Here is a 25,588-nt window from a genome sequence, read left to right as displayed (position 1 = left end):
CCTGGTATATCCGGAGTTTCTTCAGCTCGGCTGTGGAATTCGGGCACTTTCCCGTCTTTCCCTACTTTGTTTTCGTGCCGGCCGGAGCCGTCATCGGCCTGCTGACCAGGCGATTCAGGGGTGACAAATTAAAGCTGATCTTTCTGCACTACGGGCTGATCGCCGCCGGGATACTGTTGATGCTGGGCGGGATCTGGGCCGCCGTCAGCATTCCCCATTCCCATGGCTGGATACTGTTCTACAACAGCCCGGAGTATTCCTTCATCCGGATAGGGATGCAGGCCGTGATTTTGGCCGGCTGTTTTTTCCTGTGCCTGCTGTTCAAACCGGAGAGTTTTTCCTTCATGCGGCTGATGGGCCGCCATTCGCTGATGGTCTACTGGTTGCACATCGCCCTGGTCTACGGACGGCTGACCTCCGCCCTGCAGAAGAATCTGGACTGGCCGCAGGCCATATTCGCGCTGGTACTGACCGTGGCCCTGATGGTCCTGCTGGCCTGGACAGTGGAGAACTGGCCGAGAATAAGGCCCCGCATTCCCTTTCCCGCGCCTGTCCGCCCATAAAAGCACAAGTGCTAATGGCGGAAAATACACGAAATAACACGAAAACACTTTTCGAATAATAAAGGGACACAGCTTGCTGTGTCCCTACGTTTTCCCTCTCTTATTTCCTGATCTTACTGAATACTGTCTCCTGTATACTAGCTACTCCCTATATCCCGCACATATAGTTCATACATCAAATATCACTTCCGCCCTGTAACCCTCTTCAAACCTTTCCACCTTCAACCCGTGATAAGTAACCAGTTTGATCTCCGCCTTCGGCTTGAACGGTTGCTTGTGCTTCGCCCCATGACACCGGGCCATTATTTTCCGTTCAGTGACATCAGAGATCTCAAATCTGTCAAAGGCCCAGCCTTCCCTTGAAAGGTTCAGCAGTTCCGACAGCCAGCGCACCATCAAATGCTCGGCGTCCATCCCGTCGATCTCCAAAGCAATGCTTTCTGAGCCCTTCCCGTCCCAGGCATCATAGATTATGGCGAACATTCCTTCCGCCGCGGTGGAATAAAGCTCCGGTAATGTCCGGCCGCAGGCCCGGATGCCGATGTCGGCGGTATGTTCCAGTATTTCGTATTTCATGTTTTTAATAGGACACGGATTTAACGGATAATCTTCTGATTCACACGGATTTTATGATAGCATATCCTTTCAAACAATTCAAACCGTTTCAAACATCACTTTGTCCCCTGTCAATTTATTTCTCCGCTTGGTTGACTATGCCCCAAAAGTGCTTTATAATTATTTTACATTCAGCTGACAAACAACAATTCTAAGGAGCATCATGGAGCGCATCGTCGAGATCTTAAAAGACCTGGAGGCCATCCACTCCCCATCGGGGTTCACCGAGGAGGTCATGGTCCATATTGAAGCTCTGGCTAAGACGGCCGGCATCGGGACCAAACGCACCAACAAGGGCGGGCTTGTGGCCGGCAACCATCCCCAGCCCAGACTGGTGATCGCCGGGCATGTTGACACCCTGGGGGCCATGGTCAGCGGCATCAACGCCGACGGCCACCTGTCCATCACCAAGATCGGCGGGCCCATCCTGCCCTCGTTCGAGGGCGAGTATGTCACCATCCGGACCGTTGCCGGAAAGGACTACCGGGGGACCCTGCTGCTGAACAACCCCGCCGCCCATGTCAACGACGAGGTCGAGAAGACCGTCCGCAAGGCCGAGAACATGCACATCCGGCTGGACGCCGAGGTGGCCAAAAAGGAGGACACCGAGAAGCTGGGCATCCGGATCGGCGATTTCATCTTCTTCGACCCCCGGTTCGAGTTCACCGAGACCGGCTATATAAAATCGCGCTTCCTGGATGACAAGGCCGGCTCGGCCGCCATGCTGGACGCCATGCTGACCCTGGGGGCCGAGAAGCTGAAAGCAATTCCGGTGTCGTTCTTCTTTTCCAATTACGAGGAAGTAGGGCACGGAGCCGCCTCCGGCCTGCCGGAGACCGCGGTGGAGATGCTGGTGGCCGACATGGGGGTGGTGGGCGAAAAGGTGGAGGGCGACGAGAGCTCGGTGTCCATCTGCGTTAAGGATTCCACTGGGCCGTATGATTATGCCATCCGTTGCAAGCTGACCGAACTGGCCGAGAAGAATAAGATACCGCACAAGCTGGACGTGTTCCCCCATTACGGCTCGGACGGCTCCATTGCGCTGATAGCCGGGTATGATATCCGGGTGGGACTTATCGGGCCGGGGGTCTCGGCCAGCCACGGCATGGAGCGCACCCATTTGAAGGGTTTGACCGCCACCCGGGATCTGATGCTGGCGTATATAAAAGAGACGCTGGGTTAATCATCTCTTACTGCCAGACTGCCACCCTGAGAAAACTAACCTGCCCGGCAAAAGGAGACGCTTTTTGCGTCTCTCAGAGTTTTAGTTCACGCAAATCCATGCTTTATAAATTTTTATTTATTTATTTAAATTTCTCTTGACAAACTGTACCGATTTTGATAACATCCATTATCGGAACTTAATCCCCGCCTGGCTTGCCGACAAGGCCCTGGGTGGGGTATTTTATTTTAGGAGCCTATATGATACAAGAGCCGGAAATTAAAAGAGCAATCACTTTTTTTGATGCCCAAAATTTATATAGATGTGCTAAGGCAGCCTTTGGTTATCATTTCCCAAACTATGACCCAATAAAATTATCCACAACTATTTGCAGTATGAAAAAATGGCATTTACAAGAAGTCCGGTTTTATACTGGGGTGCCATCGGTTGAGGATGATCTTCTATGGCATCATTTTTGGACATCAAAATTATCAGCATTAAAAAGACGTGGTGCAAAAACCTATTCAAGATATCTTCAGTACCATGAAGAAACGATAAAGATTCCTGATTATGGAGATTATAAACACCGTATCGGGAAGGAAAAAGGCATAGATATCAGAATTGCGATAGAAACCATTCGCATATTTCGTGAAAATAAGGCGGACGTTATAATTATATTTAGCCAAGATCAGGATTTTATAGAAATAATTGATGAAATTAAGTCTATTGCATTAGAACACAATAGATGGTATAAAATTGTAAGTGCCTTTCCTGATAATCCAGTATCTAATTATCGTAATGGTATAAATAATACTGAATGGTTTCCAATAACAAAAGACATCTATGATCAATGCATAGACCCAGGTGATTATCGTCCCCGGTCCTTCAAGCGTTAGTAATGAACTAAACTCTAACCGGTATAGAAATAAGCTCCTCATAATAGAGGGGCTTATTTCTATACCATCAACCAACTGATATAGTTATACTTTTCTCCTTGAAATCACCCACCTTTTAATATATAATGAGACTTTATTTATGTCCCACTAAATGCAATGCCTTGCTGGCTTATAGGGTAACGGGATTGCTTCGCCAGAAATCAAATCAGCCGCCTCGCAATGACCGTGTCCAAGACACCCCTCCGTTCCTCCCCTTATTAGGGGAGACTAAAACCCCTCGCCAAATTTATTTGGAGAGAGCCTGCACTGAGTATGGCAATTTATAGCTACAAACGAAAGTGGGCAGGGGTGAGGTCAAAAACAACAAACTAAAAATACAAAAAGGTTTATCAAAATGTCTGAAAAGACCATTGAACAGATAATCAAGGCCCTGGAGGACCAAAAGGCGGTCATCTGCGACGCCGACGGCAAGCGGGCCGCCAAACAGCACGACAAGGGCAAGCTCTCGGCCCGGGAGCGCCTGGACCTGCTGCTGGACCCCCAGAGCTTCGTGGAGTTCGACGCCTTCGTCAAGCACCGCTGCGACAACTTCGGCATGGACAAGGTGGAGATCCCGGCCGACGGCGTGGTCACCGGCTACGGCACCATCGAGGGCCGCCCGGTGTTCGTGTTCTCCCAGGATTTCACCGTCACCGGCGGTTCGCTGGGCGAGGCCCATGCCCTGAAGATCGTCAAGATGCAGGACATGGCCCTTAAGATGGGCGTGCCGGTGATCGGCATCAACGATTCCGGCGGAGCCCGCATCCAGGAGGGGGTGGATTCCCTGCGGGGCTACGGCATGATCTTCTTCCGCAACACCCGGGCCTCTGGGGTCATCCCCCAGATCTCGGTGATACTTGGCCCCTGCGCCGGCGGCGCGGTCTACTCCCCGGCCATAACCGATTTCGTGTTCATGGTGGACAAGGTCTCCAACATGTACATCACCGGGCCGCAGGTCATCAAGGCGGTGATGGGCGAGGACGTGGGGCTGGAAGAACTGGGCGGGGCCCAGGCCCACAACGCCGTCTCCGGCAACGGGCATTTCATCTATCCCTCGGAGGAGGACTGCTTCGCCGGGGTCCGCAAGCTGATCACCCTGATCCCGGCCAATAATTTAGAGGACCCGCCGGTGGCCGAGACCGGCGACCAGCCCGCAGGCCCGGACATGGAGATGCGCAATATCGTCCCGGTCAATCCCAAGATGCCCTACGACGTCAAGGACATCATCGCCCGGGTGGTGGACAACGGTGACTTCCTGGAGGTGCACCAGCTGTTTGCCCTCAACATAGTGGTGGGCCTGGGCCGCATCGCCGGACAGACGGTGGGCATCGTGGCCAACCAACCCCTGGTGATGGCCGGCTGCCTGGACATCAACTCGTCCGACAAGGCTGCCCGTTTTATCCGCTTCTGCGACGCCTTCAACATCCCGCTGGTGACCTTCGTGGACTGCCCCGGCTACCTGCCGGGCAAACAGCAGGAACACGGCGGCATCATCCGCCACGGCGCCAAGATACTGTTCGCCTACTCCGAAGCCACCGTGCCCAAGATCACCGTAACTTTGCGCAAATCCTACGGCGGGGCCCACATCGCCATGTGCAACAAGGACCTGGGATCGGACCTGATGTTGGCCTGGCCCCAGAGCGAGATAGCGGTGATGGGAGCCTCCGGCGCGGTCAATGTTATCTTCCGCAAACAAATCGAGGCCGCCGAGGACAAGAATAAGCGCCGCCAGGAGCTGATAGACGAGTACGAGACCATGTTCTCCAACCCCTACGAGGCCGCCAAGCGCGGCTACGTGGACGCAGTGATCTCTCCCGAGGAGACCCGGGGAAGGATCGTCTCGGCCCTGGCCATCCTGAAGACCAAGCGCGAACAGTCACCGGCCAAGAAGCACGGCAACATTCCGCTGTAGGAGTGTTGTGGTATCGTCAGGCCAGGCTAATGATCCAACTCTTTTGTCACCCTGAGCCAGACTTCATGCCCGGCAAATTGAACGGGTGACAGTTGTCATCCAACGCCCAGCCAAGTTGAAAAGAAACCTCAGGATGACAATCAAGCAACCATAATAAGCCAAGGATGCTCTGATGAACAAAACCATAAAATCAAAGATCCCCCCCGAGGTCCAGACCGCCATCGCTGCCGCTCTGGGGCAGTACCTCAAGGATGACCAGCTGGACTTCCAGGTGGTCTCCGCCAGGCCGGTGCAGCAGAACAGAATCAACCTGTGGGGCTTGTTTGGAAGGCAGGCAATCATGAACGGCTACAGGCGCAAGTAATCTTAGTTAATAGTTATCAGTTATTAGGCTCAAGTCATCGCGAGATTGTCTGATTGTATCTCTGACGAAGCGATCTGTTTTATTAGATTGCTTCGCAAGAAGTGCCTTACAGCAAACCTCGCAATGACGACAACCAGACAATTTTTAAATCAAATAGAGGATGCTATGTCTCGCAAGTATATCGTCAAGGTCAACAACAAGGCTTACGAGGTCGAGGTGGAAGAAGTAGGGAAAAGACCCTCCTCTCCTCCCCTGTCGGCACAAGCCGCTCCCCGGGCCGTGGTGGCGGCGCCACCGTCCGCTCCCAGCGCCCCGGCCGTGGCCGCCGGACAGAAGGCCGTCCAGGCCCCGATGACCGGCACCGTCATCAAGATCCTGTGCCAGGTGGGCCAGGAGGTCAAGGAGGGCGATGTCCTGCTGAAGCTGGAGGCCATGAAGATGGAGACCGCCATTTCCTCCCATCTGGCCGGCAAGATCGCGGAGATCAGGGTCGCGGAAAGGCAGACTGTCAGTTCCGGAGAAGTATTGGTGGTGCTGGCCTGATCGGTTTATATTTTTTGTCTTAACGCTGTAATTTTCATGAGGTGATAACATGCCCAAGAAACCGGAAAAGAGATCCGATATAAAAAAGGGCGGCCCGGAAAAACATACCGTCAACATCACCGAGACCGCCTTCCGGGATGCCCACCAGAGCCTGATCGCCACCCGGATGCGCACCGAGGACATGATCCCCATGATCGAGAAGATGGACCAGGTCGGTTACTGGTCATTCGAGATGTGGGGCGGCGCCACCTTCGACACCATGCTGCGCTTTCTGGACGAGAACCCCTGGGACCGCATCCGGATATTCAAGAAGCACGCCAAGAAGACCAAACTCCAGATGCTGCTGCGGGGCCAGAACCTGGTGGGCTACAAGCATTATGCCGACGATATTTTGGAACACTTCATAAAGAAGGCCGCCGAACTGGGGATCGATGTCTTCCGGGTGTTCGACGCCCTGAACGACATCCGCAACATGGAGAAAGCCATTGTCACCGCCAAGAAGGCCGGGGCCACCGTCCAGGGTGCCATCAGCTACACCCTGAGTCCGGTGCATTCTATTGATGGATTCGTGAAATTCGCCCAGGAGCTTAAAGACTTGGGCTGCGATATCATCACCATCAAGGATATGGCCGGGCTGATCTCCCCGGCCTCGGCCAAAGAACTGGTGGGCAAACTGAAAAGCGAGGTGGGGCTGCCGGTGTGCCTGCACTCCCACTGCACCACTGGGATGGCCCCCACCTCCTACTTTGCCGCCGCCCAGGCCGGCGCCGATATCCTGGACTGCGCCATATCCCCCTTCGGCTCCGGCACCAGCCAGCCGCCCACCGAGACCATGGTGGAGATGCTGGACAACAGCGGATTCGGACTGAAGGTGGACAAATCGCACTTCCTGGAGATCGCCGAGTATTTCCAGGAGATCAAGGACACCGCCTATCAGCACCTGATCACTCCGGTGGCCGAGCGGGTGGACGTCAGGGCCCTGGTCTACCAGGTGCCGGGCGGAATGCTGACCAACATGGTCAGCCAGCTGGAAAAGCAGAATGCATCGGACAAGTTCGAGGCGGTGCTGAAGGAGATACCCAAGGTTCGGGCCGAACTGGGCTACGTTCCCCTGGTGACCCCCACCTCGCAGATCGTGGGCACTCAGGCCACTTTCAACGTTTTGGGCGGCGAAAGATACAAGATGATAATCCAGGAGGTCAAGGATCTCTGCAAAGGATTATACGGCAAGACCCCGGCCCCCATCGACCCGGTGGTAATGAAAAAGGCCATCGGCGACGAGAAGCCCATCACCGACCGACCGGCCAACCATATCGCCCCGGAATGGGAGAAATGCAAGAAGGAAATGGAAGGCATCTCCGACAAGGAGGAGGACATCCTGTCCTACGCCCTCTACCCGGCGGTAGCCAAGGAATACTTCGCCGTCCAGAAGGATCCTTTAAAGAAAAAAGCCCGCCAGGAATCATTGAAGGCAGGGGTGCCATCGCCCGAGGGCCATCCTCAGCGCCATTTCGTGATGCGGGTCAACGACGAAAATTATGAAGTGGGCATAACCGAGATAGAATAAACCCAGGGTGCTTTTGCCGTGCCCTGATAGATAATGTAAGGGTTTGATTTATCAAACCCCAACAAAAAGGAAACAATATCGATGGATAAGAAAGTAGAGATCGGCGGCGGTCCGCTAAGCACCACCCTGGCCAAGGATACCAAGTGGAACGGAAGCTTGAAGGCCGAATCCGGGATCAGGATTGATGGGGAATTTGAGGGCCAGCTGGAAACCGATGGGACCCTGGTGGTCGGCAAGGGCGGCCTGGTGAAAGCCGAGGTCAGGGTCAAGGATGCCATCATCGGCGGAAAGGTGGTGGGAAACATAACAGCCGCCAGCAAGGTTGAGTTGCAAAGCGGCTCGGTTATGATGGGCGATATAAAAAGCCGGGGGATCATCATCGACAATGACGTGTTCTTCGACGGCATGTCCAAGATGACCGGCCAGAACGAACCCGGGAAATAATTTTTAGCCTACCCCTATAAATTTTACATGGCCCTCGCCCAGCAGCTTTTTATTGAACAAACTGAGGCTCTGGCGGGGGCCTGATATTTTGTAGTCCAGCCGCTGGCACATCAGGGTCATTTGTTTTCCGGTTATCTGGATCTGTATATTATGCTTGCCGGCCAGTTCATGCAGCTTTTTTTCCAGGTTGATCCAGCTGGGACCAACGATCCATTCTGCTTCGTACACTATGACCTCATTCATATCATAATTATTTCTTTATTGTTGACCGGGGCCTTTCGCCCCGGTTATTATTTTGGCAAACTGTCGTTATTTGTCACAATATAAGGCGTGGTCCAGATGCAGGCTGAATATTCGGCAGTACTGTCGCCGAACAGAGTAGAACCCAGCAGCACATCGATTGCCGCATGCCGCACCACCGGCGCAGTGATCGCATCCACTTTCCAGCTGTATCTGAATTCAAAAGTGCCCTGTCTCAGCATCGGCACCCGCAGATGATCCATCACCCCGTTCTGCAAAACCCTTCGGTGCATAAAAGCCCAGCAGGAATCGGAAGCCTGCTCCAGGCTGGCCCAGACCGTCAAGGTAACCTCCGCCCCCTGGTAGAATATGGGCATATCCTCCCGCCTTAGCGTCTGCCCGAACTCCTGCTGATTGAACATTACCCTGGTCCGCAAACCCAGATCGCCCTCGACCCGGATGCTGTCCAGGGAAACTCTATTTGCCGGATTGGCCGTCTGCACCACCATCGGCGAGGCTCCGTAGATCCGCCAGCGGTTGCTCCATTTTTTGACCCAGACATACCGAATCCCCTGGTCATGGACCGGTTTGGAGACGGTATCGCAGACCCCGTTTTGGTTGTTGTCTATCACCAAGCGTCCGGTGAAATCGGTGGTTATCAGGACCGTGGCAAAGGTACGACTGGAGTCATAGTTGATGCTGATATAATGCGATCTGTTTTCTATGCGCCGGCGGAAATAGATATCGGAAGGAAAGCTGTCGCTTTTGGGGGTCTGTTCGCTGAAATCGGCCAGGCCGTCGTCGGTGTAATTTGAGTAATCGGCATAGCCCGAAGAGGAAATAAGCAGATTAATGGCTTCATCATCACTGAGTTCTGGAGAGGCCGGGTTATACCGTCCGCAACCCGTCAACAGAAAAACTAACGGAACCATGACCGGCAAAATGTAAAATATAAACTTTTTTTTCATTATCGAAGTCGCTTTTTATTTGGCCGTTAGCCGACAAACCGATTCAACAGGATCAAGCCGGAAAATATTCCGGCTTGATCCAATGCAGCAAAGCGCTACGGCAGGGAATCGGTGGGCGATTTAACTATATAAGGCAGGCACCAAGCCCTGGCCGAATAAACCGCCGAACTGTCTCCAAACAGGCAGGACCCGCTGATCACATCCATTGCGGCATGCCTGACGGCAGGAAAGACCAGGATGGAATCCGAGACTCCCCAGCTTCTGGTAAAGTACCCCGGCTCCCTATAGAGCGGCTCCCGGATATGCCGCCGGTATAACAGCCGGTATACCCAGCGATGGAGGAACGGCCAGGTGGAATCCGAGACGGAATGAGACCAGACATTCACGGTGGCGGTCACGCCGGGTTCAAAGATGGGCAGGTTCTCCCGTAGCCTGGTGGTGCTCATCTCTATAGGAAGAATGGTTATGGGGCCGTTGACGCATCCCAGCACCTGGATGCTGTCTATTGTAACCGAATGATCGCTCGATACGATCTCCAGGGGTGACACGCCCCATATCCTCCAGATGCCATTAACCTTTCTAAGCCAGACCTTTCTGGTCCCCTGATCGCTGATATCCCTGACATATGGGTCCTTTATGGTGTCGCCGTCATTGTCAACAAAGAACTGACCGGTGAAGCCCAGAGAAATGGTGGCCGTGGCTACGCTGTTGCTGGAATCGTAAACTATAGACACCGACCTGGTCACTGCCGTGATCCTTCTGGCAAACATGACCCCGGAAGGAAAAGTATCTGCCTTGGCGTAATCGCTCTTCCCATAAGGTTCCGTTGTGTTGTCATTGATGAATGAAGTGGTGTCGGTATAGACGGAAACCGTTAATAGATTATTGATCGCACTATCATCGCTGGCGGTATCGGGGGGAGCAACCGGATTATCCTTGCTACAACTGACCAATATGATCACCGACAGGATGAAAATCGACCAAATCGAAATCCTTTTCATTTTAGCACTCCTTCTTATATCTTATGTTTAAACCTATTGACAATATCATGACTGCATTATGAACATTAGAGTTACTCCTCAAGCCAGCGGTTCCCGAAATTAAACCTCAAACATCTATTGCGCGTCTAACGAGAAGAAATATTTGCCAGGTAAAATCATAACATTAAACGCTCTATCTTGGTAAATGTCAAACATTTACAGAATTTTCATTCTTTTACTATCAAACTACTTGACAACAAGCCACTCAAGTGTTATATTATATGCACGATAAGAGACTAGGCAAGTGGGCACTCGGTGGTAAACAGTTTTCAGAGGAAACTATTTAATGGCTCCACAAACTTACTTAAGAAAAGGCTAACGAAAATATGCCCGAACTTCACCCCGAAACCCCCTTATATTCCATCAGCGTGGCCGCCCGGCTGGTGGGCCTGCATCAGCAGACCTTAAGGATGTATGAACGCCTGGGGCTGGTCTCCCCGGCCCGGGTCAGCGGCCGCATCAGGCTTTACTCCCAGGCGGACATCGAGGAGATCGAGTATATCGTGTTTTTGGTCAGGGTAAAACGGGTGAATCTGGCCGGCGTCCGCCTTATTCTGGAGATCGTTGAGGATCCCCAGCAGTCGATTGAAAACCTACGAAAGATGCAGCACCTTCCGGAAGATGGCAAATGATCTTAACCGATAATTTTTTAGAAAGTAATTGACATATGAGCTATCGGGAAATTGTATATAATGATGATCCGTCGCTGGATATCTACCTCAAGGAGATCAGCCGGGTGCCCCTGCTGTCCCCGGACGAGGAGTTGTCCCTGGCCCAGCAGGCCAAGGCGGGGGACAGGGCCGCCATCGACCGGTTGACCGAGAGCAACCTGCGTTTCGTGGTGTCCATCGCCAAGGAATTCCAGGGCCGGGGCCTGTCCATGGCCGACCTCATCAATGAGGGCAATGTGGGTCTGATGAAGGCTGTCCAGCGGTTCGAGCCATCACGGGGATACCGTTTCAATACCTATGCCGTGTGGTGGATCAGACAGGCCATGCTGAAAGCTATTGCCGAGCAGACCCGGACCATCCGCCTGCCCATGAACCGCATCGAGAAGCTGACCCGGATCAATCGGGCCATTGAGGAAATAAAGAGCGACCCCGGCTACAGCGGCGCCCCGCCCACCGTTAAACAGATATCCAAAAAATCTAAGATCTCGGTGGAGGAGATCCGCGATCTGCTGGGTTACAGCGCCAACCAGGTCTCCCTGGATGCCCCGCTGTCGGAGGATGGCGAGACCAGGCTTTCGGAGATCGTAGAACAGCCCCGCTTCAAATCGCCGGAGGAGACTCTCAAGAACAAGACCCTGGACAGCGACATCAAGCAAGCCTTTTCGGTGCTGACCCCGCGGGAGGTCAAGGTGCTTAAACTTTATTACGGATTGGACGATAACGATCATGGAACTCTGGATTCCATCGGGCGGAAGCTGAACATCTCCCGGGAACGGGTGCGGCAATTGAGGGACCGGGCACTAAGGAAGATCAAATTGGCCACTGAGGGCGGCCGGCTGAAGGCCTATCTGAGCTGAATTCAGGCAATGATAAAAGGGGGCGTCGTTTGACGCCCCCTTTTTACTGTCATAGGATATTTCCGCCTGGAGTTCTTTTTATCCGAAAAGCCTGACCATATAAATTATGATTATCACCAGCAGAACAATGCAGGTGGTCTGGATGCTGCGGCGGTCGGAGCGGAAGCCGGCCTTGAAATCGCCCTTCTCCGGATAAGGCTTGGGATACGGGGTCAGGCGGGGCAGCCAGCGGGGCACCGCTTTGTAATATTCATTATATGTCTCCCCCAGGCTCTGGCGGATGGTGTCCTCCTCCACCGCCACGATGAATCCGTATTGTATGGCGAAGGCTATCACGAATATAGGCAAAAGCCAGGGTATGGCGAAGGCTCCCGAGATCACCAAGGACCATTTGGCCGGCCAGGCCGCCAGGCAGACGCCCAGGCTCAGCAGGAGATTGCCGACATAGAGCGGATTGCGGACATAAGAGAACGGCCCGCCGGTGATCAGGTTGCCCACCCCCGGCTCCAGGGTCCGGGTGGCCCCTCCGGCGTAGGCCACCGCCCAGATCCGGATCAGCTCGCCGGCCAAAGCTACCAGCAGGCCCAGGGTGATGGTCAATAATGTCGGCTTGGCCAGGATCAGGGTTGCCAGCAGCAGCGGGATCGGGGTATAGCTGCGCCATTTGAAAAACAGGTTGCCTAAGGTCGTTTTCAATTTTATGTCTCCGGTTTTTTAATTATTATATAAACACCCCTGCCTGTCCTGGCGAGCATGTTTTATCAGATCCTATTTCCAGGGTTTCAGATGCTGGCTTCCAGCACCGCCCCGCGATGCTCCAGCTCCTTCATCACCGCCGCTTGGGCGCACCATTCCAAACGGTTCTTGACATCCCTGAAATCAATCTGGTCCATGTAGATATTGCGGTAGGCGGCCACCGCACCGCCATAGTTGCCGATGGACTCATAGCACTGCCCCAGCAGATAGCACACCTCCATTTGATAACGGCTGTAGGGATGCCCTTCCAGGGGAACCTGCCTAAGCAGTTCCATGGCCGTGACCGCCTCCTTGCGTCCCCAGAAGGCTTTGGCCAGGGTCAGCACCCGGCGGTTGGCCAACTCTTCATCCAGCGGCTTGAAATTAAGTAGGGTTATGGCGGCATCGAATTTCTGGATTATTATCAGCTTGTTGGCCAGATCCAGTTTCCGGAACTGATCGTCCGGCGCATCCTGCAGCGCCTGGTAGGCTTTATCGATCTCCACCTGCAGGCGGCGGGAGGCAAAACGGCGCAGGGCGTTGTATACCTCGTTGGCGTCGGACATCATCCCCCGGACCTGGTCCATGGCCTCATCGGCCTTGGTCTCATCCCTCAAGGCCAGATGGGTCTCGGCCAGGAAGAAAAGGATCCGCATCCGGCGTTCGGGGTCGGTTATCATCCCGGAGGCCTGGGGCAGCATGTCGCGGGCCTGGGTGAATTTGCCCAGCTCAAAATAGATGGTCCCCAGCGCCTCATATATCTCCGGCAGTTTGGGACTGGCCGGCAGCATCTTCTCTATCTCCGCCGCGGCAGTTGGTCTGAAGGCATTATCCAGCTCGCAGGCCCTCATATACCCGGCCACCGCCTCGGCCAGCCGTCCCTGGTCGGCCAGGATCCGGGAGCTTAAAATGACCGCCAGCACCAGGTCGGGATTGAGGGATATCATCTCCTCCAGTTTGGCCAGTACCCTGAGCCGCTCATTTCCGTCGGTCTTATATATCGCCTGATATTCCCGGACCTCGGCCTCAGGCTGGTTGTTTTTACGATGAAGTTCGGCCAGCAGGTATCTGGCCCCCAGCAGATCCGGCTTTTCAGCGATGATGGCCTGCAGCTCGTGGCCCACCGCCTCCGCCAGGTTCGGGTCTCCGGCCATGGCGCTCTTGAGAAGATCAATGCTTTGCTGATAATTGGCCCGCAGGCGGTATATCCTGGCCAGCAGTACCTGATTGGACAGATTCTCCGGTTCCTTCTCCTGGGATATGCGCAGCAGGCTGATGGCCTGTTCATAAAGATTGGGATCGGAACTTACCGCCGATTCTATCAGCTGGCCGGCCTGGTCGATGTCCCCGTTGATGATGTAGGCCCGGGCCAGTGCCAGGTTGATTCGGAAATTTTCCGGGTTGGCCGACAGTAACTTGCGGTAGAGCGCCTCGGCCCCGGCAAAATTATCCGGGGCGATATCCATCAGCTGGCTTAGGGCGGCCAGGGAGGCATCGGTATTTTTCAGGATGATATCCATCCGGGCCTCGGCCATCAGGGCCTTGGCATTGGCCGGCTCCAGCTTCTGGATGCTTCTGAGGTCGGCGGCGATGTTCTCGGCCAGCCGGGGATCCTTCTCGCCCGCCAGCATCAATTCATCAATGGCCTGGTCGAATATCCGCTGATGCATCAGGACCCTGGCCAAGGCGTAATGCCCGGCCAGGCTGGTGACATCTATCTCCAACAGGCGTTTCAATGATCCGGACGCCTCGGCCGACAGGGCGGCATCCAGCTCCGAGGCCTTCATCAGGCTGCCGGCTGCCTTGGTCAGTTCGCCCCTTTCCAGAGATATCTGCCCCAGCCGCAGGTATGCCCCAGCCCCGCTTTGGTCGGGCCAGCGGGCGATTATCTGCTCGGCTTTCTGGAACGCCTTGTCCAGCAGTTTCTCCTGATACAGCAGCTCCAGCTGCAGCATTTGCAATTCGGCGTTATCGGGGCTCTTCTCCAGCAGCTGGTTTAATTTTTCGGTGACCTTGGGCACCATGGTCTTGTCGTATTTGATGGCCGACAGCAGGGCCGCTGCCATATCCTCCATTTTCCCGTCGTCCTGATAGCTTTCGGCCAGGGCCAGCTGCAGAGGGGCCGCCTGGGGATATTTCCGGGAGATCTCCTCCAAGGCCTTTTTGGCCAGCCCCGATGCTCTTTCGTCCCTGGTCAGCTTCAACAGCAACTCGGCCGATTTTTGATGCTGGCCGGCCTCGGCCAGGGCCGCCGCTTTCACAAAATCTATGGCCGGGTGGGATTGTCCCGATCCCTCCAGCTGGGAGCAGATGTCGATCAAAGCGGAATTAAAATCCTGCCCGTCCAGATAGGAGGCTCTTTCCAGGATGGGCAGATATTCGGCCCAGCTGGCCGGATGGCGCTTGGCCAGTTCCGCGCCGAACAGGGCGCTTTCCTTGAAGCGTGTTCCTTTCACCAGAATATCCAGCAGGGCCATCATCGGCGGCATATCGGAGGGATCCTGGGCCACCATCTTCTGCAGGCCGGTCAGGGCTTTTTCCTGATGCTCCTTTCCCAGGGTGGCCAGAAAGCGGTAGACCGGTATGGCTTTGGTCTTGTCCTGCCGTATCAGATGGCATTCTGCCAGGTAATTCAGGGCCTCGGGCTGTTCAAGGCTGGATTTCAGGATATCGTCCAGTTTTTCCAGCGCCAGATCCACCAGAGAGATGTCCTTGTCAACTATTTCATGAATAGCGCTAATGGCCTGGTCGTTCTGTTTGGCCGATATATAGGCGTCGATGATCTTGGTGGCCGCCTCGAAATTGCCAGGGGATCTATCCATTATCTTGCGATATCGATCCAGTATCTCCTCCAGCCGCTGGGGTTCCAACTCGGCCACCTTGGCATACCCGGCCATGGCCAGGTCCAGTTTGTCGGACTCAAGCGACAGGTCCCCCAGCAGCATATGGGCCCCGGCCATACCGGGATCCAGTTTGACGATCTCCCGCAGGGTGTTTATCCAGTTGTCTATGTGCTGTCGGTCCAGTAATACCAGCTTGCTGATCTTGTCAAAGGCTTTGGCGGCATCCTGCTTTTGAAGATGAAGCCGGACCAGCAGGGACAGCATCTCGATATTGTCGGGATCTCCCTGTGAGAAACTCTCCAGTTTGTTGATCACCCGGTCGGCCGCCCCGCTTTTGGCCGCCTCTACATACAACTCCAATGCCCGTTCCTTCTTGTCCAGCGACAGCAGGATGTCCCCATGCTTGAGCATGGTATCGGTATCCCCGGGGTGGTAGGAGGCCAGCTTGGCCGCCGCGGCCATCACGCTGTTCCCCTCGTCCTGGGAGCGGACCAGAATATTCTCCAGGATGTCCATGGCCTGGGACACCTGCCCCCGGCGCTCGGTAAGCAGGGCGGCCCCGTAATAGGTGGTCATCTCGCGGGCCATTGTCCCGGCCGGCTTGGCCGGCCCCTGGTAGTGATCCAGCGATTCCTTCAGCTTGTTGTATCGGGCATACATCACGTCCACGTCATGATTGCCCAGCTCCTTGACCAGCTTCACCGCTGCGTCGAAGTTTCTCTTCCCCAGGTTCATCTCAAAGGCCAGGTCGCCCATCTCCGGCAGCTGCCCGTCGGAGAAGAAGAACCTCTCGGCCAGCTCCATTATCTCCACGCTGCGGCTGGGCACCAGGGTCACCGCATTCTTCAGGGCCATCACCGCATCCCGGCCCTTTTTGTCGGCCAGATGAGCGGAGGCCAGGGCCAGCAACAGCTCGTAATCCTCGGCGCTGTTCTTCAGGCCCGAAGCCAGCAGTTCGGCGGCCTTGGAATGCTTGCCCTCGCTTCTCAGCTTCTCGGATTTCTGCAGAATCTGGTCCTTGGAAAGAAGAAAAAAATCGGCTAATGGGGACATCTCTTGCTCCTTGGGGTTTATGTATCCGCAATAGAAATGATCGCTATAAAAGACTGTCTTAGCTTGTAAAATTAACATATCGGGAAAGGGATGTCAAGAAACAAATATCATTGCAAAAGATATTCCCCGATCCTCTCCCCCGGCAAAATTTCCGTTGACTTATCCCGCTCTCATTTGTTAGACTAATAGCTAATGATTTTTAGGAGCGCATTCCATTGAAAGATAATAAGAATGACCTGCAGACAATCGAAAAACTGAACCAGGCCCGGCGGAACCTGAAAAAGGAGCTGGCCAAGGTGATCATCGGGCAGGAGATGGTGCTGGACCAGCTGCTGACCGCCCTGCTGACTAACGGCCACGTCCTGTTGGTGGGCGTCCCCGGCCTGGCCAAGACCCTGATAATAAACACCCTGGCCCAATGCCTGAACCTGAGCTTCAACCGGGTGCAGTTCACCCCGGACCTGATGCCCTCGGACATCACCGGCACCGACATCATTGAGGAGGAGCCCGGCAGCCGCCAGCGATCTTTCAAGTTCATCCAGGGGCCGATCTTCGCCAACGTGGTGCTGGCCGACGAGATCAACCGCACCCCGCCCAAGACCCAGGCCGCCCTGTTGCAGGCCATGCAGGAGCGCAAGGTGACCGCCGGCGGCAACACCTACAAGCTGGATGAGCCGTTCTTCGTGCTGGCCACCCAGAACCCCATAGAGCAGGAAGGCACCTATCCCCTGCCCGAGGCCCAGCTGGACCGCTTCATGTTCAACGTCTTCGTGGATTACCCCTCCTTCGCTGAGGAGATGGAGATTGTCAAGACCACCACCTCGGCCTACCAGGCCGATATCAAGCCGGTATTAAGCGGTGCTCAGATCATCGAGTTGCAGCAGCTGGTGCGGCGGGTGCCGGTGGCCGACCAGGTGGTGGAATACGCCGTGGGGCTGGCCCAGAAGAGCCGCCCCAAAAGCGAAACGGCCCCGGAATATGTAAAGGAATATGTCTCCTGGGGGGCCGGGCCCAGGGCTTCCCAGTATCTGATACTGGGCGCCAAGGCGCTGGCCATCATGGACGGCCGGTTGGCTCCGTCGATTGATGACGTCCGGACCCTGGCCCTGCCGGTGTTGCGGCACCGGATCATCACCAACTTCAACGCCGAGGCGGCCGGGGTGGATTCGGTGGAGATAATTAAAAGACTAGTATCGTAGAAGCGGATCCGGGCTTTGCCCACAGATTACGCAGATTATTACGGATTTAAGGGCGGGCCGAAACTGATTTATCACACAAAGACACTAAGACACAAAACTTCAAATACCGATGCCTCATAACATCATTAAACCAAAATTTTCCACCATGGATTCTTTTCAAATCTCCACCGCCTCCCGCAGCCAGTTTATTGACATCACCAGCCAGGTGCAAAAAGTGGTGGCCGAAAGCCGTATTTCCGATGGATTGTGCCACATCTGGGTGCCGCATACCACCGCCGGGCTGACCGTCAATGAGAACGCCGATCCTTCGGTGGTCGAGGATATTTTAAAGCAGCTGGACCGGATGGTACCTTGGGGCAATCACTACCGGCACGGCGAGGGCAACTCGGCTGCTCATATCAAATCCAGCCTGATGGGCTGCCATCTGACAGTGGTCATAAAAGATGGACGGTTGCAACTGGGCACATGGCAGGGCATCTATTTCTGCGAATTCGACGGCCCCCGGCAACGGCAGATATGGCTAAAAACAGTTCAATGTTGAATGTTCAACGTTGAATGTTTCTACGACCCCAAACGTTGCACTCTCGACGGGAATATAACAACCTCCAGCGCAGTATATAGTTTGGAAAACCCCACCGACCAAGAGCTGATAAAAAGGGTCCTGGAGGACGCCGCCCAGACCGACAGCAACGCCCGGATCAGAGCCGAGATAAACCGCCTGCCCAGTGAGCAACACCAGGTCCTGCTGTTGTGGGTGGACAAGGACCTCACCTACCAGGAGATCAGCAGGGTGCTCAGGATACCGGTGGGCTCGGTGATGTCCAGGCTTTTCCGGGCCCGGCAGAAACTGGCCCCCAGGATAAAGGAGATGGTGTGAAGCGTTTGTTGCCACTTATAATGGCCTTGCTGGCCGGCCTTTCCTGCGGACGCAGGGAAACAAAGGAAACGATACTGCTTCCGGTGATGATCGGAGGAAAGGTAGGCTACGCCGATCTCTCCGGCAGGATGGTCTGTCCACCGCAGTTCGACGATGGCGGCCTGTTCCAAGGGGGTTTGGCGGTTGTCGGGCTTAACGGCAAATACGGATACATAGACACCCATGGCAAGATAGCGATCCCCGCCAGGTACGACGAGGCCCTGCCCTTCGAGAACGGCCTGGCCTTGGTGGGATATTTGGATACTATGGCCAAAAAGAGGAATGATAGGCTCTTTTTGCGAGAAGATATGAATTGGGGCGCGATAAATAAGGCCGGCGAGTTCATATTAGAACCGAAATTTAAAATCGATTTTAAATTTCGCAACAGCAATTTATTTACTTTCCTTAAGAACGATTCCATGGGTCTGATGGAGACAACAGGAAAAGTTATAATCCCGCCGGTTTATGAAAATATCTCTTCTGTCGGTGAAAGTATTTTTTATGGATACAAAGGTGAACACTTTTATTTATTTGACTCTACTGGTCAAACCTTAACCGATTTGGTCTTTGACGACATCGATCCGACCGGATACAAATACGGTCTTCTCGCGGTTAAAAAGGGTGGCAAATGGGGCTATATTGACACCACTGGGAACATGGCAATCGATTCTGCCTATGAGGAAGCCTTCGGTTTTGATGCTAATGGTCATGCCTATGTCAAATTAAACGGCAAGAGAGGCCTTATCGATAGAAGCGGCAAGTACATTATTAAACCAATATACGAAGATTTTTGGATGCAGAATGATTCATTGTTTTCTTTCAAGAAGAAAGGTCGTTGGGGCATTTCAGACTTGTCAGGACGAATAATCGTTGAGCCAAAGTACGAGAGTATATCGTTATTTAAAAAATATATCGAGGTCGAACTTAATAACCGGCACGGGATTATAGATATAAATGGCTCTTGGGTAATAGACCCCATCTATGAAAGTATATGGATTTTTGACAACCTGACCTTCCTGTGCAAAGACAGCAAATGGAAAATAATAGGCAATAAGGACAACAAAATCTTTTTTGACAACTTGGATGCTGTCTTGCCCGTGCTGTCAATTTCTCACGAATCCAAGCATTATTGGTGCATAAGGCGGAAGGGTAAAATTGGCCTGATAGACTCGACCGGCCATTTGGTGCTGCCAATGGAATTTTATAAAATATATCATGTTCAGGATAACATTTTTGCGGCTTACAGCAAGGATAAGATGACTTATTACGATTATACGGGCAGAAATATCTGCGAGTCGGAGAAAGGTTTCTAATGATCGGATAAATACCCGTCAGTATCTCCCCCGAGGATCAGGAAAATTCTATGAACGCAAAAGACAAACATACAGTGGCCCCAGAGGAGCTGATGGCCTTTTCTGGACGGCCAGCTGGACGGGGGCCGCAGGGTGGCGGTCGAAGGGCATCTCAAGGCCTGCTCGGAGTGCCGCTCTTTGCTGGAAACTATGGATCTGGCCGAGCGGGCCGTTGCCCGCGCCGAGTCGACCGAGCCACCGGAGGGCTACTTTGCGAATTTTGCATCCCGCGTGGCCAACCGGATAGCCGGGGAAAGCCTGGCGACACGGCCCCCGCCAAAGGCAGGTGTGGGTGGAGCTGATTCCGAAGTATGGCTGTCATCCTGAGTAAACTTTGGGGCTTTGCCAACTGTAAGGATGAGCACCGTCACCCATTCAACTTGTCAGGCAGGTCAGCATTCTCAGGGTGACAAAAATATGATGCAATCATTCCCCTAAATATTTCTTGACAATGCTATTCACTTGGTTTATACTATTTTAGCTATGAGCAGTTATAAAGTATTAGTGGCCGATGACGAGCCGAATATCGTAAAGATCATGGAGTTTGAGCTTAAGAAGAGCGGCTACCAGGTGACGACCGCCTATGACGGACAGGAAGCCCTGGAGCTGATCAAAAGCAATCCGCCGGATCTGATATTGTCGGACATCATGATGCCCAATATGGACGGTTACGAGCTGTGCCGTGCGGTCAAAAATGACCCCAACCTGCGGGGCATCCCCTTTATTTTCCTGACCGCCAAGACCGGGCTGGAGAACCGCATTCAGGGCTATGTGCTGGGCGCCAGCAAGTATATAACCAAGCCCTGCGGCCGGCAGGATCTTTTAAAGACCATTGATATGCGCCTGCGGCTGTCCGAGGAGGCTAAAAAGCTGTTTGCCCAGAAGGCCAAGACATTTCAGGGCGACCTTTCCATCATATCCATATTCAGCCTGATAGATATGTTCTCCATCGGAGGCTGGAGCGGTTTTATAGAGATGACCAGCCCGGACGGCAAGAACGGCCGGATAGATATAACCGACGCCGTGCTTACTAAATACACCCTGGATGGGCAGGCCGGGGATGAGATATTGCCCCTGCTGTTATCCTGGACCCAAGGAAAATTTACCGCCGAACGAATTTAAAAACCCGCTGAACAAGCGGGTTTTTTAAATATGAATCTGTATATAAAACTCTCTCGTGCATTCCAACTCTAAAACCACCGAAATATATACCCATGTCTTCACCCAGGCTATAGGCAAAATAAAAAGCCCGCTTGACAATCTATCTTGAAAAGATATATACTGATTTTACGCAACAGTTGCGCAAATCTACCCCAAAATGGCATATAAAGCGAAATAGTTTCGCAAACACACTAGTTATGGGTTATTATTAAAACGACATGCACAATTTTGACGATTTAGTATACAGAAGTACAGCATTCACATTGAATGCATTGGAAGAAGCTAATTCTAAATTATTAGAAGCACTCAAGACAAGTGCATCAACAATTGCTGTTAAAAATCTTCAAATGCTTCAATTGCAAAAAGCAATTTTAGCTACTGGAATGTTTTCATTGTTCGATTCAATATTGCAAGAAGGATTGTCTTGTCGTAATGGATTAGAAGAGGCAAAAAAAATACTTATTCAAAAAGGGGAAATTGAACTTCATGATCATTTCGATGATTTCATCTGTGCTATCAATGTACTTAAACATGGACGAGGCAGGAGTTATGATTCGCTAGTAACAAAATCTGGATCATTACCCTTTAAGATAAAATTACCAGGTGAGAATTTCTTTTATGAAGGTGATGTTTCCGAAATTTCTACATTAATAGAGGTTAATGATAAATTCGTTTTAGACTGTGCAGAATTGATTGAACAAGTCTCTAAAGAGATGAGAAACGAATTTCAAGATTATTGTTTGTAGAATCTGTTTTAAAGACACAGAAAATAAAATGAAAAAGAAATAACAACCCATAACATCGTGTAAAAACAAGGCGGGGCGCAGTATCTGTATTACAAGTAAACTAAAATATATAAACCAACTACGGTCTGACAAGTTTGTCGGGTTCACACCCGCCCAATTTTTACACGAGGACCGTTGTCCGGCCCTTTCCATTAACGGAAATACGCGTTTTCTTACCAACCCTAAATAATAACCAATTACACTCATCCCCGCCTGGATTCCCGATCAAGTCGGGAATGACATAAAAGAAGCCCCCGCCTAAGCGGGGGCTTCTTCATATTCCGGTTGTTTGGCAACATATTTTCTCACCATCTGCCCGCAGTTGCTTCCTATCACGTTCTCCTCCATGTTCCCCACCGATTCTATCACTTGGCATTCCAGCCTTATGACAACCGGAATACACGCCCATGCAGGTCTTGGGCAAAATAATAAGTACGCTAGATCGCTATAAAAGAAAGAAAAATAATTGATTTTTAGATTGAACAGGGGTATAATAAAAAATATGCGAAGCCAGTCGCAGGTCCAAGATATACGCATCTTCCCTCTCGTCTAAAATCAACAATACACGCCTGCGCGCAGGCACGCACTTCGGCACTCCAGTAGTTAGCTGCAATTGTAACCTAAATCAAGAAAGGTGTTTCTTCAATATGGATAGAAAATTTTGGGATGACATATTTGAAAATTATAATTCAGAAATATTTGACGTATTTAAGAGCGACAAAAACGGAATAATTAAATTATGGATTAACGATGTAGCATCTTCGAGAAAAACAGTAGCTGATTTTGGCTGCGGAATCGGCAAATGGCTACCCTTACTTTCAAGGCAATTCGGGGAAGTTTTTGCAATTGATTTTTCATCATCCAATCTGAAATATAACAAAGGGAAATATAAGACTTTTAAAAACATCAATTATCAAAATATTGATATGACACAGAGAATAGAAAGTTCATATAACTTCGATGTGATATTATGTGTAAATGCTATTCTCAATGCTGCACATTCCAAACGAAAAAATTTCTTTACAAATATCTTTACAAATTTGAATACAAAAGGGCATCTGATTTTAGTGGTTCCTTCTCTTGAATCAGTATTATATAGTGAATTTATTTCAGCAAAGTGTGATCATAAAGGAGGGAGTAATACTAAAAAAACAACTAGGAGGATTGGTAAAAATGAATATATTAAATTCAAGCAAGGAATTGTTAATATAGATGCGATACCAACAAAACATTATTTAAGGGAAGAATTAATTTCAACGTTAAATGAGATTGGTTTCAAAATCGTAAAATTTGATAAAGTTAAATACCCCTGGAGTACAGAAATAGCGAATTTTCCAAAATCGTTAAAAGCTCCTTATCCTTGGGATTGGGTTGTTATGGCAACAAAAAACAAGAAGTGAAGATGTGACTAAACATTGCCCGGACTGCACAAACCTTGGTCAAGATATGAACCATTGGCCGACGTTTCTTCTTTTAACGGGAATACGCGTTTCATACCACACACATATACACCCGACACCCCTGGATTCCCGATCAAGTCGGGAATGACACTTAAACGAATATGAAAAAGCCCCAGCCTTAGGCTGGGGCTTTTTCATATTCGGCAGGTTTCCCGGCATACCTCCTCACCATCTGCCCGCAGTTGCTGCCTATCTCATTCTCCTCCATATTCCCAACCGATTCTATAACCTGATACCCTAAAGAGACAAACTCCCGGGCCTTTTCTGTTACCAGTCGCTGGGCTTTTTCATGATCCTTTATGCATTGCAATGAATTCTCCCCTGCCGTAGCCGTGGGATTTAACGGAGTCAACTTAATGGCAAAATATTCCGGATCGAAATATTTGACTATGCTTTCGGCATCGCAGGGCAGGCCCGGCGACAGGGCAAAATTAAGGGACGGCTTGCGGCGGCCGGGTTGGTAAAACCTTTGGCCGTAATCGGACATCCATTGCCAGCTCATTTTGGGATAGGGGATCAGCTTATCCCGCAGCGTCGGGTCGGTGGTGTTAAGGGAGAACTGCAGTTGAAAATCATCAAATTTACGGGAAACATTTAATAATGACTCAAACCATTTTTCCCGCCCGGCCGGGGCCACCGTGGCAATGCACGGCATAGCTTTCGGGTATTTTTCTGCCAACCAGTACAGGGCGTCTATCACCGCATCGTTAAGGGCCGGCTCGCCCATTCGGGCAAATTGTACTTTCAGCTTTGGGCATTTTTGTGGATCCAGATCCTTGTTCTCCAGTATTACATGCTCAATCTGGGCAATGATCTCGGATATCGTTAGGTTGCCTTTGAAATTGCCCCCGGCATCGCACATCAGGCATCCCACCGGACAGCCAAACTGGCTGGAGACTACAATCACCCACTTTTTGTCCCGACAGCCGACCGCAGGTTCGCACGAATCAACAAATTCGACCATCAGGGATGGATCGCTCCGCATCTCGGCCAGATATACACTGGCCAGCTCTTTTCTCCCGTTTTTTCCGATTATCCGCATCACTGGTTTTCCCGTATAAAGTTATAGGCCGTCATGGTTTTTTTGATGCCGTCGCCGAAGGCGATGGCCGCCTGCCGGTGTTTTAGGCTGGCCAGATCCCCGGCCATATATAGTCCCCGGTTCAGCAGGGCACGTGCTCCGGGCGATATTTCGGGCATATTTCTTTTACTGCCGATTGCCACCAGGCAATAATCAAACCTTTTTTTTAGAAGTCTTTCATTAGTTTTTAGCGTGATGTCCAGCTTGTTGATATTTTCGGCAATTTTTATAACATTCGTTTCGCATCTGATCTGGACCATTAGCTTTTTTGCTTCCCGGTGTAATTCAGCAAAAACCCGATCCTGCTTGCCCCTTACCGCAACCGTCACCCTGGCCTCGGTCTCGGCCAGGCTGCAGGCCTGGTCGAAGGCCGTCTCTCCCCCGCCGACCACCAATATCCTTTTATCTTTCAAGTCTGGCGGAATATCGGTCCAGCGATAGAAAACGCGCCGACCCTCTAAACAGGGCTCCGAGACCCCGGATTTTAGTTTTTTGGGGATAAGCCCCATAGCCACGATCAGAGATCTTGCTATCCGATTGTATCGGCCTGCTTTTATGTGAAAGCAACCATTCTTGAAATCTATCCCGGAACAGGTCTCCGTCATCATCCCGACACCTTTGCCCTTGGCCTGCCTGGTCAGGGATTTAAGCAGTTCTTTCCCGGGAACATCCTTTTGTCCCGGGAAATTCGCCACCCGCCGAGCCATAAGCAGACGGCTGGAGGGCTTCGGTTTTTCTATGACTGCATGCTTCAACCCCATATGGGCCGCCTGGATCCCGGCCCCCAATCCGGCCGGTCCCCCGCCGATGATGAGAAGATCGTAATTATTCATTGGCTATCGCCTTTTGGAACTGTTTGACAGTCATCACCCGGCTGAAGCCGTGCTTTAATGCCAAAATGGCCGCCTTGTGATAATCGGAATTCTTGGAACAGCAGGCATCCGTAATCACAGTGGACCGGTAGCCCAGCATGAAACCGTGGCGCACGGTGGTATCCACGCACAGATGGGTCATCACCCCGCAGATTATCAGGTGATTGATCTTCTCTTTTTTAAGCAGCCTATCGAGCTTGGTTTTAAAAAAAGCCGAAAAGTGCTCTTTTTTGAGTTTATGAGAGTCCTG

General features: G+C 52.0%; 27 protein-coding genes. 18 read left to right on the top strand and 9 right to left on the bottom strand.

Annotated elements, in window-relative coordinates; translation table 11 throughout:
- Nucleotides 1–563 (top strand): OpgC domain-containing protein (opgC, locus tag KJ869_02605; protein ID MBU1576079.1); only part of this gene is annotated, 563 nt, incomplete at its 5' end.
- A gap of 168 nt (nucleotides 564–731) precedes the next feature.
- Here the strand turns inward: opgC and KJ869_02600 are convergent.
- Nucleotides 732–1,139 carry an archease gene (locus KJ869_02600; protein MBU1576078.1) on the bottom strand — a complete coding sequence of 136 codons (408 nt, stop codon included), beginning with the start codon at nucleotides 1,137–1,139 and terminating at the stop codon, nucleotides 732–734.
- A gap of 202 nt (nucleotides 1,140–1,341) precedes the next feature.
- Between KJ869_02600 and KJ869_02595 the strand changes: the two genes are divergently transcribed.
- From KJ869_02595 to KJ869_02565, 7 genes are all read left to right on the top strand, one after another.
- Entirely contained in the window at nucleotides 1,342–2,361 is a 1,020-nt protein-coding gene (locus KJ869_02595) for a M42 family metallopeptidase (GenBank protein MBU1576077.1), read from the top strand.
- Nucleotides 2,362–2,600: 239 nt separating this feature from the next.
- Nucleotides 2,601–3,236 (top strand): NYN domain-containing protein, encoded by a 636-nt coding sequence (locus tag KJ869_02590; protein MBU1576076.1) that lies wholly within the window; start codon nucleotides 2,601–2,603, stop codon nucleotides 3,234–3,236.
- Between the two features lie 394 nt (nucleotides 3,237–3,630).
- Complete coding sequence (locus KJ869_02585) at nucleotides 3,631–5,187, top strand: methylmalonyl-CoA carboxyltransferase (GenBank protein MBU1576075.1); 1,557 nt, start codon at nucleotides 3,631–3,633, stop codon at nucleotides 5,185–5,187.
- 172 nt (nucleotides 5,188–5,359) lie between these two features.
- The gene (locus KJ869_02580; protein MBU1576074.1) at nucleotides 5,360–5,551 is read left to right on the top strand and encodes a hypothetical protein; all 192 of its coding nucleotides are present in this window, start codon (nucleotides 5,360–5,362) and stop codon (nucleotides 5,549–5,551) included.
- 165 nt (nucleotides 5,552–5,716) lie between these two features.
- Nucleotides 5,717–6,094, top strand: coding sequence for a biotin/lipoyl-binding protein (locus tag KJ869_02575; GenBank protein ID MBU1576073.1), 378 nt, complete (start codon nucleotides 5,717–5,719; stop codon nucleotides 6,092–6,094).
- A 49-nt stretch (nucleotides 6,095–6,143) separates the two neighbouring features.
- On the top strand, nucleotides 6,144–7,661 hold the full coding sequence (locus KJ869_02570) for a pyruvate carboxylase subunit B (GenBank protein MBU1576072.1): 1,518 nt from the start codon (nucleotides 6,144–6,146) through the stop codon (nucleotides 7,659–7,661).
- Between the two features lie 81 nt (nucleotides 7,662–7,742).
- Nucleotides 7,743–8,105 (top strand): polymer-forming cytoskeletal protein, encoded by a 363-nt coding sequence (locus tag KJ869_02565; GenBank protein MBU1576071.1) that lies wholly within the window; start codon nucleotides 7,743–7,745, stop codon nucleotides 8,103–8,105.
- A 3-nt stretch (nucleotides 8,106–8,108) separates the two neighbouring features.
- On the opposite strand, the gene KJ869_02560 is transcribed toward KJ869_02565, so the two are convergent.
- The 3 genes from KJ869_02560 to KJ869_02550 all read right to left on the bottom strand — a co-directional run bounded on the left by KJ869_02560 (nucleotide 8,109) and on the right by KJ869_02550 (nucleotide 10,314).
- Nucleotides 8,109–8,348 carry a hypothetical protein gene (locus tag KJ869_02560; protein ID MBU1576070.1) on the bottom strand — a complete coding sequence of 80 codons (240 nt, stop codon included), beginning with the start codon at nucleotides 8,346–8,348 and terminating at the stop codon, nucleotides 8,109–8,111.
- 47 nt (nucleotides 8,349–8,395) lie between these two features.
- Nucleotides 8,396–9,277, bottom strand: a complete 882-nt coding sequence (locus tag KJ869_02555; GenBank protein ID MBU1576069.1) for a hypothetical protein — start codon at nucleotides 9,275–9,277, stop codon at nucleotides 8,396–8,398.
- 131 nt (nucleotides 9,278–9,408) lie between these two features.
- The gene (locus tag KJ869_02550) at nucleotides 9,409–10,314 is read right to left on the bottom strand and encodes a hypothetical protein (GenBank protein ID MBU1576068.1); all 906 of its coding nucleotides are present in this window, start codon (nucleotides 10,312–10,314) and stop codon (nucleotides 9,409–9,411) included.
- A gap of 365 nt (nucleotides 10,315–10,679) precedes the next feature.
- Between KJ869_02550 and KJ869_02545 the strand changes: the two genes are divergently transcribed.
- Nucleotides 10,680–10,985, top strand: a complete 306-nt coding sequence (locus KJ869_02545; GenBank protein MBU1576067.1) for a MerR family transcriptional regulator — start codon at nucleotides 10,680–10,682, stop codon at nucleotides 10,983–10,985.
- Between the two features lie 35 nt (nucleotides 10,986–11,020).
- Entirely contained in the window at nucleotides 11,021–11,881 is an 861-nt protein-coding gene (locus tag KJ869_02540; protein MBU1576066.1) for an RNA polymerase sigma factor RpoD/SigA, read from the top strand.
- 78 nt (nucleotides 11,882–11,959) lie between these two features.
- Here KJ869_02540 and KJ869_02535 read toward each other — a convergent pair whose 3' ends face one another.
- Together KJ869_02535 and KJ869_02530 are read right to left on the bottom strand one after the other, a co-directional pair.
- The gene (locus tag KJ869_02535; GenBank protein ID MBU1576065.1) at nucleotides 11,960–12,577 is read right to left on the bottom strand and encodes an isoprenylcysteine carboxylmethyltransferase family protein; all 618 of its coding nucleotides are present in this window, start codon (nucleotides 12,575–12,577) and stop codon (nucleotides 11,960–11,962) included.
- Nucleotides 12,578–12,663: 86 nt separating this feature from the next.
- Nucleotides 12,664–16,512: a tetratricopeptide repeat protein gene (locus tag KJ869_02530; protein ID MBU1576064.1), complete on the bottom strand. Its 3,849-nt coding sequence runs from the start codon at nucleotides 16,510–16,512 to the stop codon at nucleotides 12,664–12,666.
- 314 nt (nucleotides 16,513–16,826) lie between these two features.
- Here KJ869_02530 and KJ869_02525 point away from each other — a divergent pair, with 314 nt between their 5' ends.
- The 8 genes from KJ869_02525 (at nucleotide 16,827) to KJ869_02490 (ending at nucleotide 23,325) form a co-directional block, all read left to right on the top strand.
- Nucleotides 16,827–17,711, top strand: coding sequence for an AAA family ATPase (locus KJ869_02525; protein MBU1576063.1), 885 nt, complete (start codon nucleotides 16,827–16,829; stop codon nucleotides 17,709–17,711).
- A 145-nt stretch (nucleotides 17,712–17,856) separates the two neighbouring features.
- Nucleotides 17,857–18,252: a secondary thiamine-phosphate synthase enzyme YjbQ gene (locus tag KJ869_02520; protein ID MBU1576062.1), complete on the top strand. Its 396-nt coding sequence runs from the start codon at nucleotides 17,857–17,859 to the stop codon at nucleotides 18,250–18,252.
- Complete coding sequence (locus KJ869_02515; protein ID MBU1576061.1) at nucleotides 18,253–18,588, top strand: hypothetical protein; 336 nt, start codon at nucleotides 18,253–18,255, stop codon at nucleotides 18,586–18,588.
- A complete protein-coding gene (locus tag KJ869_02510; GenBank protein ID MBU1576060.1) occupies nucleotides 18,585–19,940 on the top strand; it encodes a WG repeat-containing protein in 1,356 nt (451 codons plus the stop codon). The genes KJ869_02515 and KJ869_02510 overlap by 4 nt, the downstream gene beginning before the upstream one ends.
- Nucleotides 19,941–20,072: 132 nt before the next feature.
- Complete coding sequence (locus KJ869_02505; protein ID MBU1576059.1) at nucleotides 20,073–20,306, top strand: hypothetical protein; 234 nt, start codon at nucleotides 20,073–20,075, stop codon at nucleotides 20,304–20,306.
- A gap of 156 nt (nucleotides 20,307–20,462) precedes the next feature.
- A complete protein-coding gene (locus KJ869_02500; protein MBU1576058.1) occupies nucleotides 20,463–21,101 on the top strand; it encodes a response regulator in 639 nt (212 codons plus the stop codon).
- Nucleotides 21,102–21,358: 257 nt separating this feature from the next.
- Nucleotides 21,359–21,886 carry a hypothetical protein gene (locus tag KJ869_02495; protein ID MBU1576057.1) on the top strand — a complete coding sequence of 176 codons (528 nt, stop codon included), beginning with the start codon at nucleotides 21,359–21,361 and terminating at the stop codon, nucleotides 21,884–21,886.
- 686 nt (nucleotides 21,887–22,572) lie between these two features.
- Complete coding sequence (locus tag KJ869_02490; protein MBU1576056.1) at nucleotides 22,573–23,325, top strand: class I SAM-dependent methyltransferase; 753 nt, start codon at nucleotides 22,573–22,575, stop codon at nucleotides 23,323–23,325.
- Between the two features lie 178 nt (nucleotides 23,326–23,503).
- Here the strand turns inward: KJ869_02490 and KJ869_02485 are convergent, their stop codons facing one another.
- The 3 genes from KJ869_02485 to KJ869_02475 form a co-directional block, all read right to left on the bottom strand.
- Nucleotides 23,504–24,427, bottom strand: a complete 924-nt coding sequence (locus KJ869_02485) for a radical SAM protein (GenBank protein ID MBU1576055.1) — start codon at nucleotides 24,425–24,427, stop codon at nucleotides 23,504–23,506.
- The gene (locus tag KJ869_02480) at nucleotides 24,427–25,299 is read right to left on the bottom strand and encodes an NAD(P)/FAD-dependent oxidoreductase (protein MBU1576054.1); all 873 of its coding nucleotides are present in this window, start codon (nucleotides 25,297–25,299) and stop codon (nucleotides 24,427–24,429) included. The genes KJ869_02485 and KJ869_02480 overlap by 1 nt, the downstream gene beginning before the upstream one ends.
- Nucleotides 25,292–25,588, bottom strand: a 297-nt coding sequence (locus KJ869_02475; protein MBU1576053.1) for a cysteine hydrolase, incomplete at its 5' end; no start/stop codon positions are given. The genes KJ869_02475 and KJ869_02480, both read right to left, overlap by 8 nt.

Source organism: Candidatus Edwardsbacteria bacterium (genome assembly GCA_018821925.1).
Taxonomy (GTDB): domain Bacteria; phylum Edwardsbacteria; class AC1; order AC1; family EtOH8; genus UBA2226.
The sequence above is the reverse complement of the archived record's forward strand: the minus strand, read 5'-3'. Positions and strand labels throughout refer to the sequence as shown.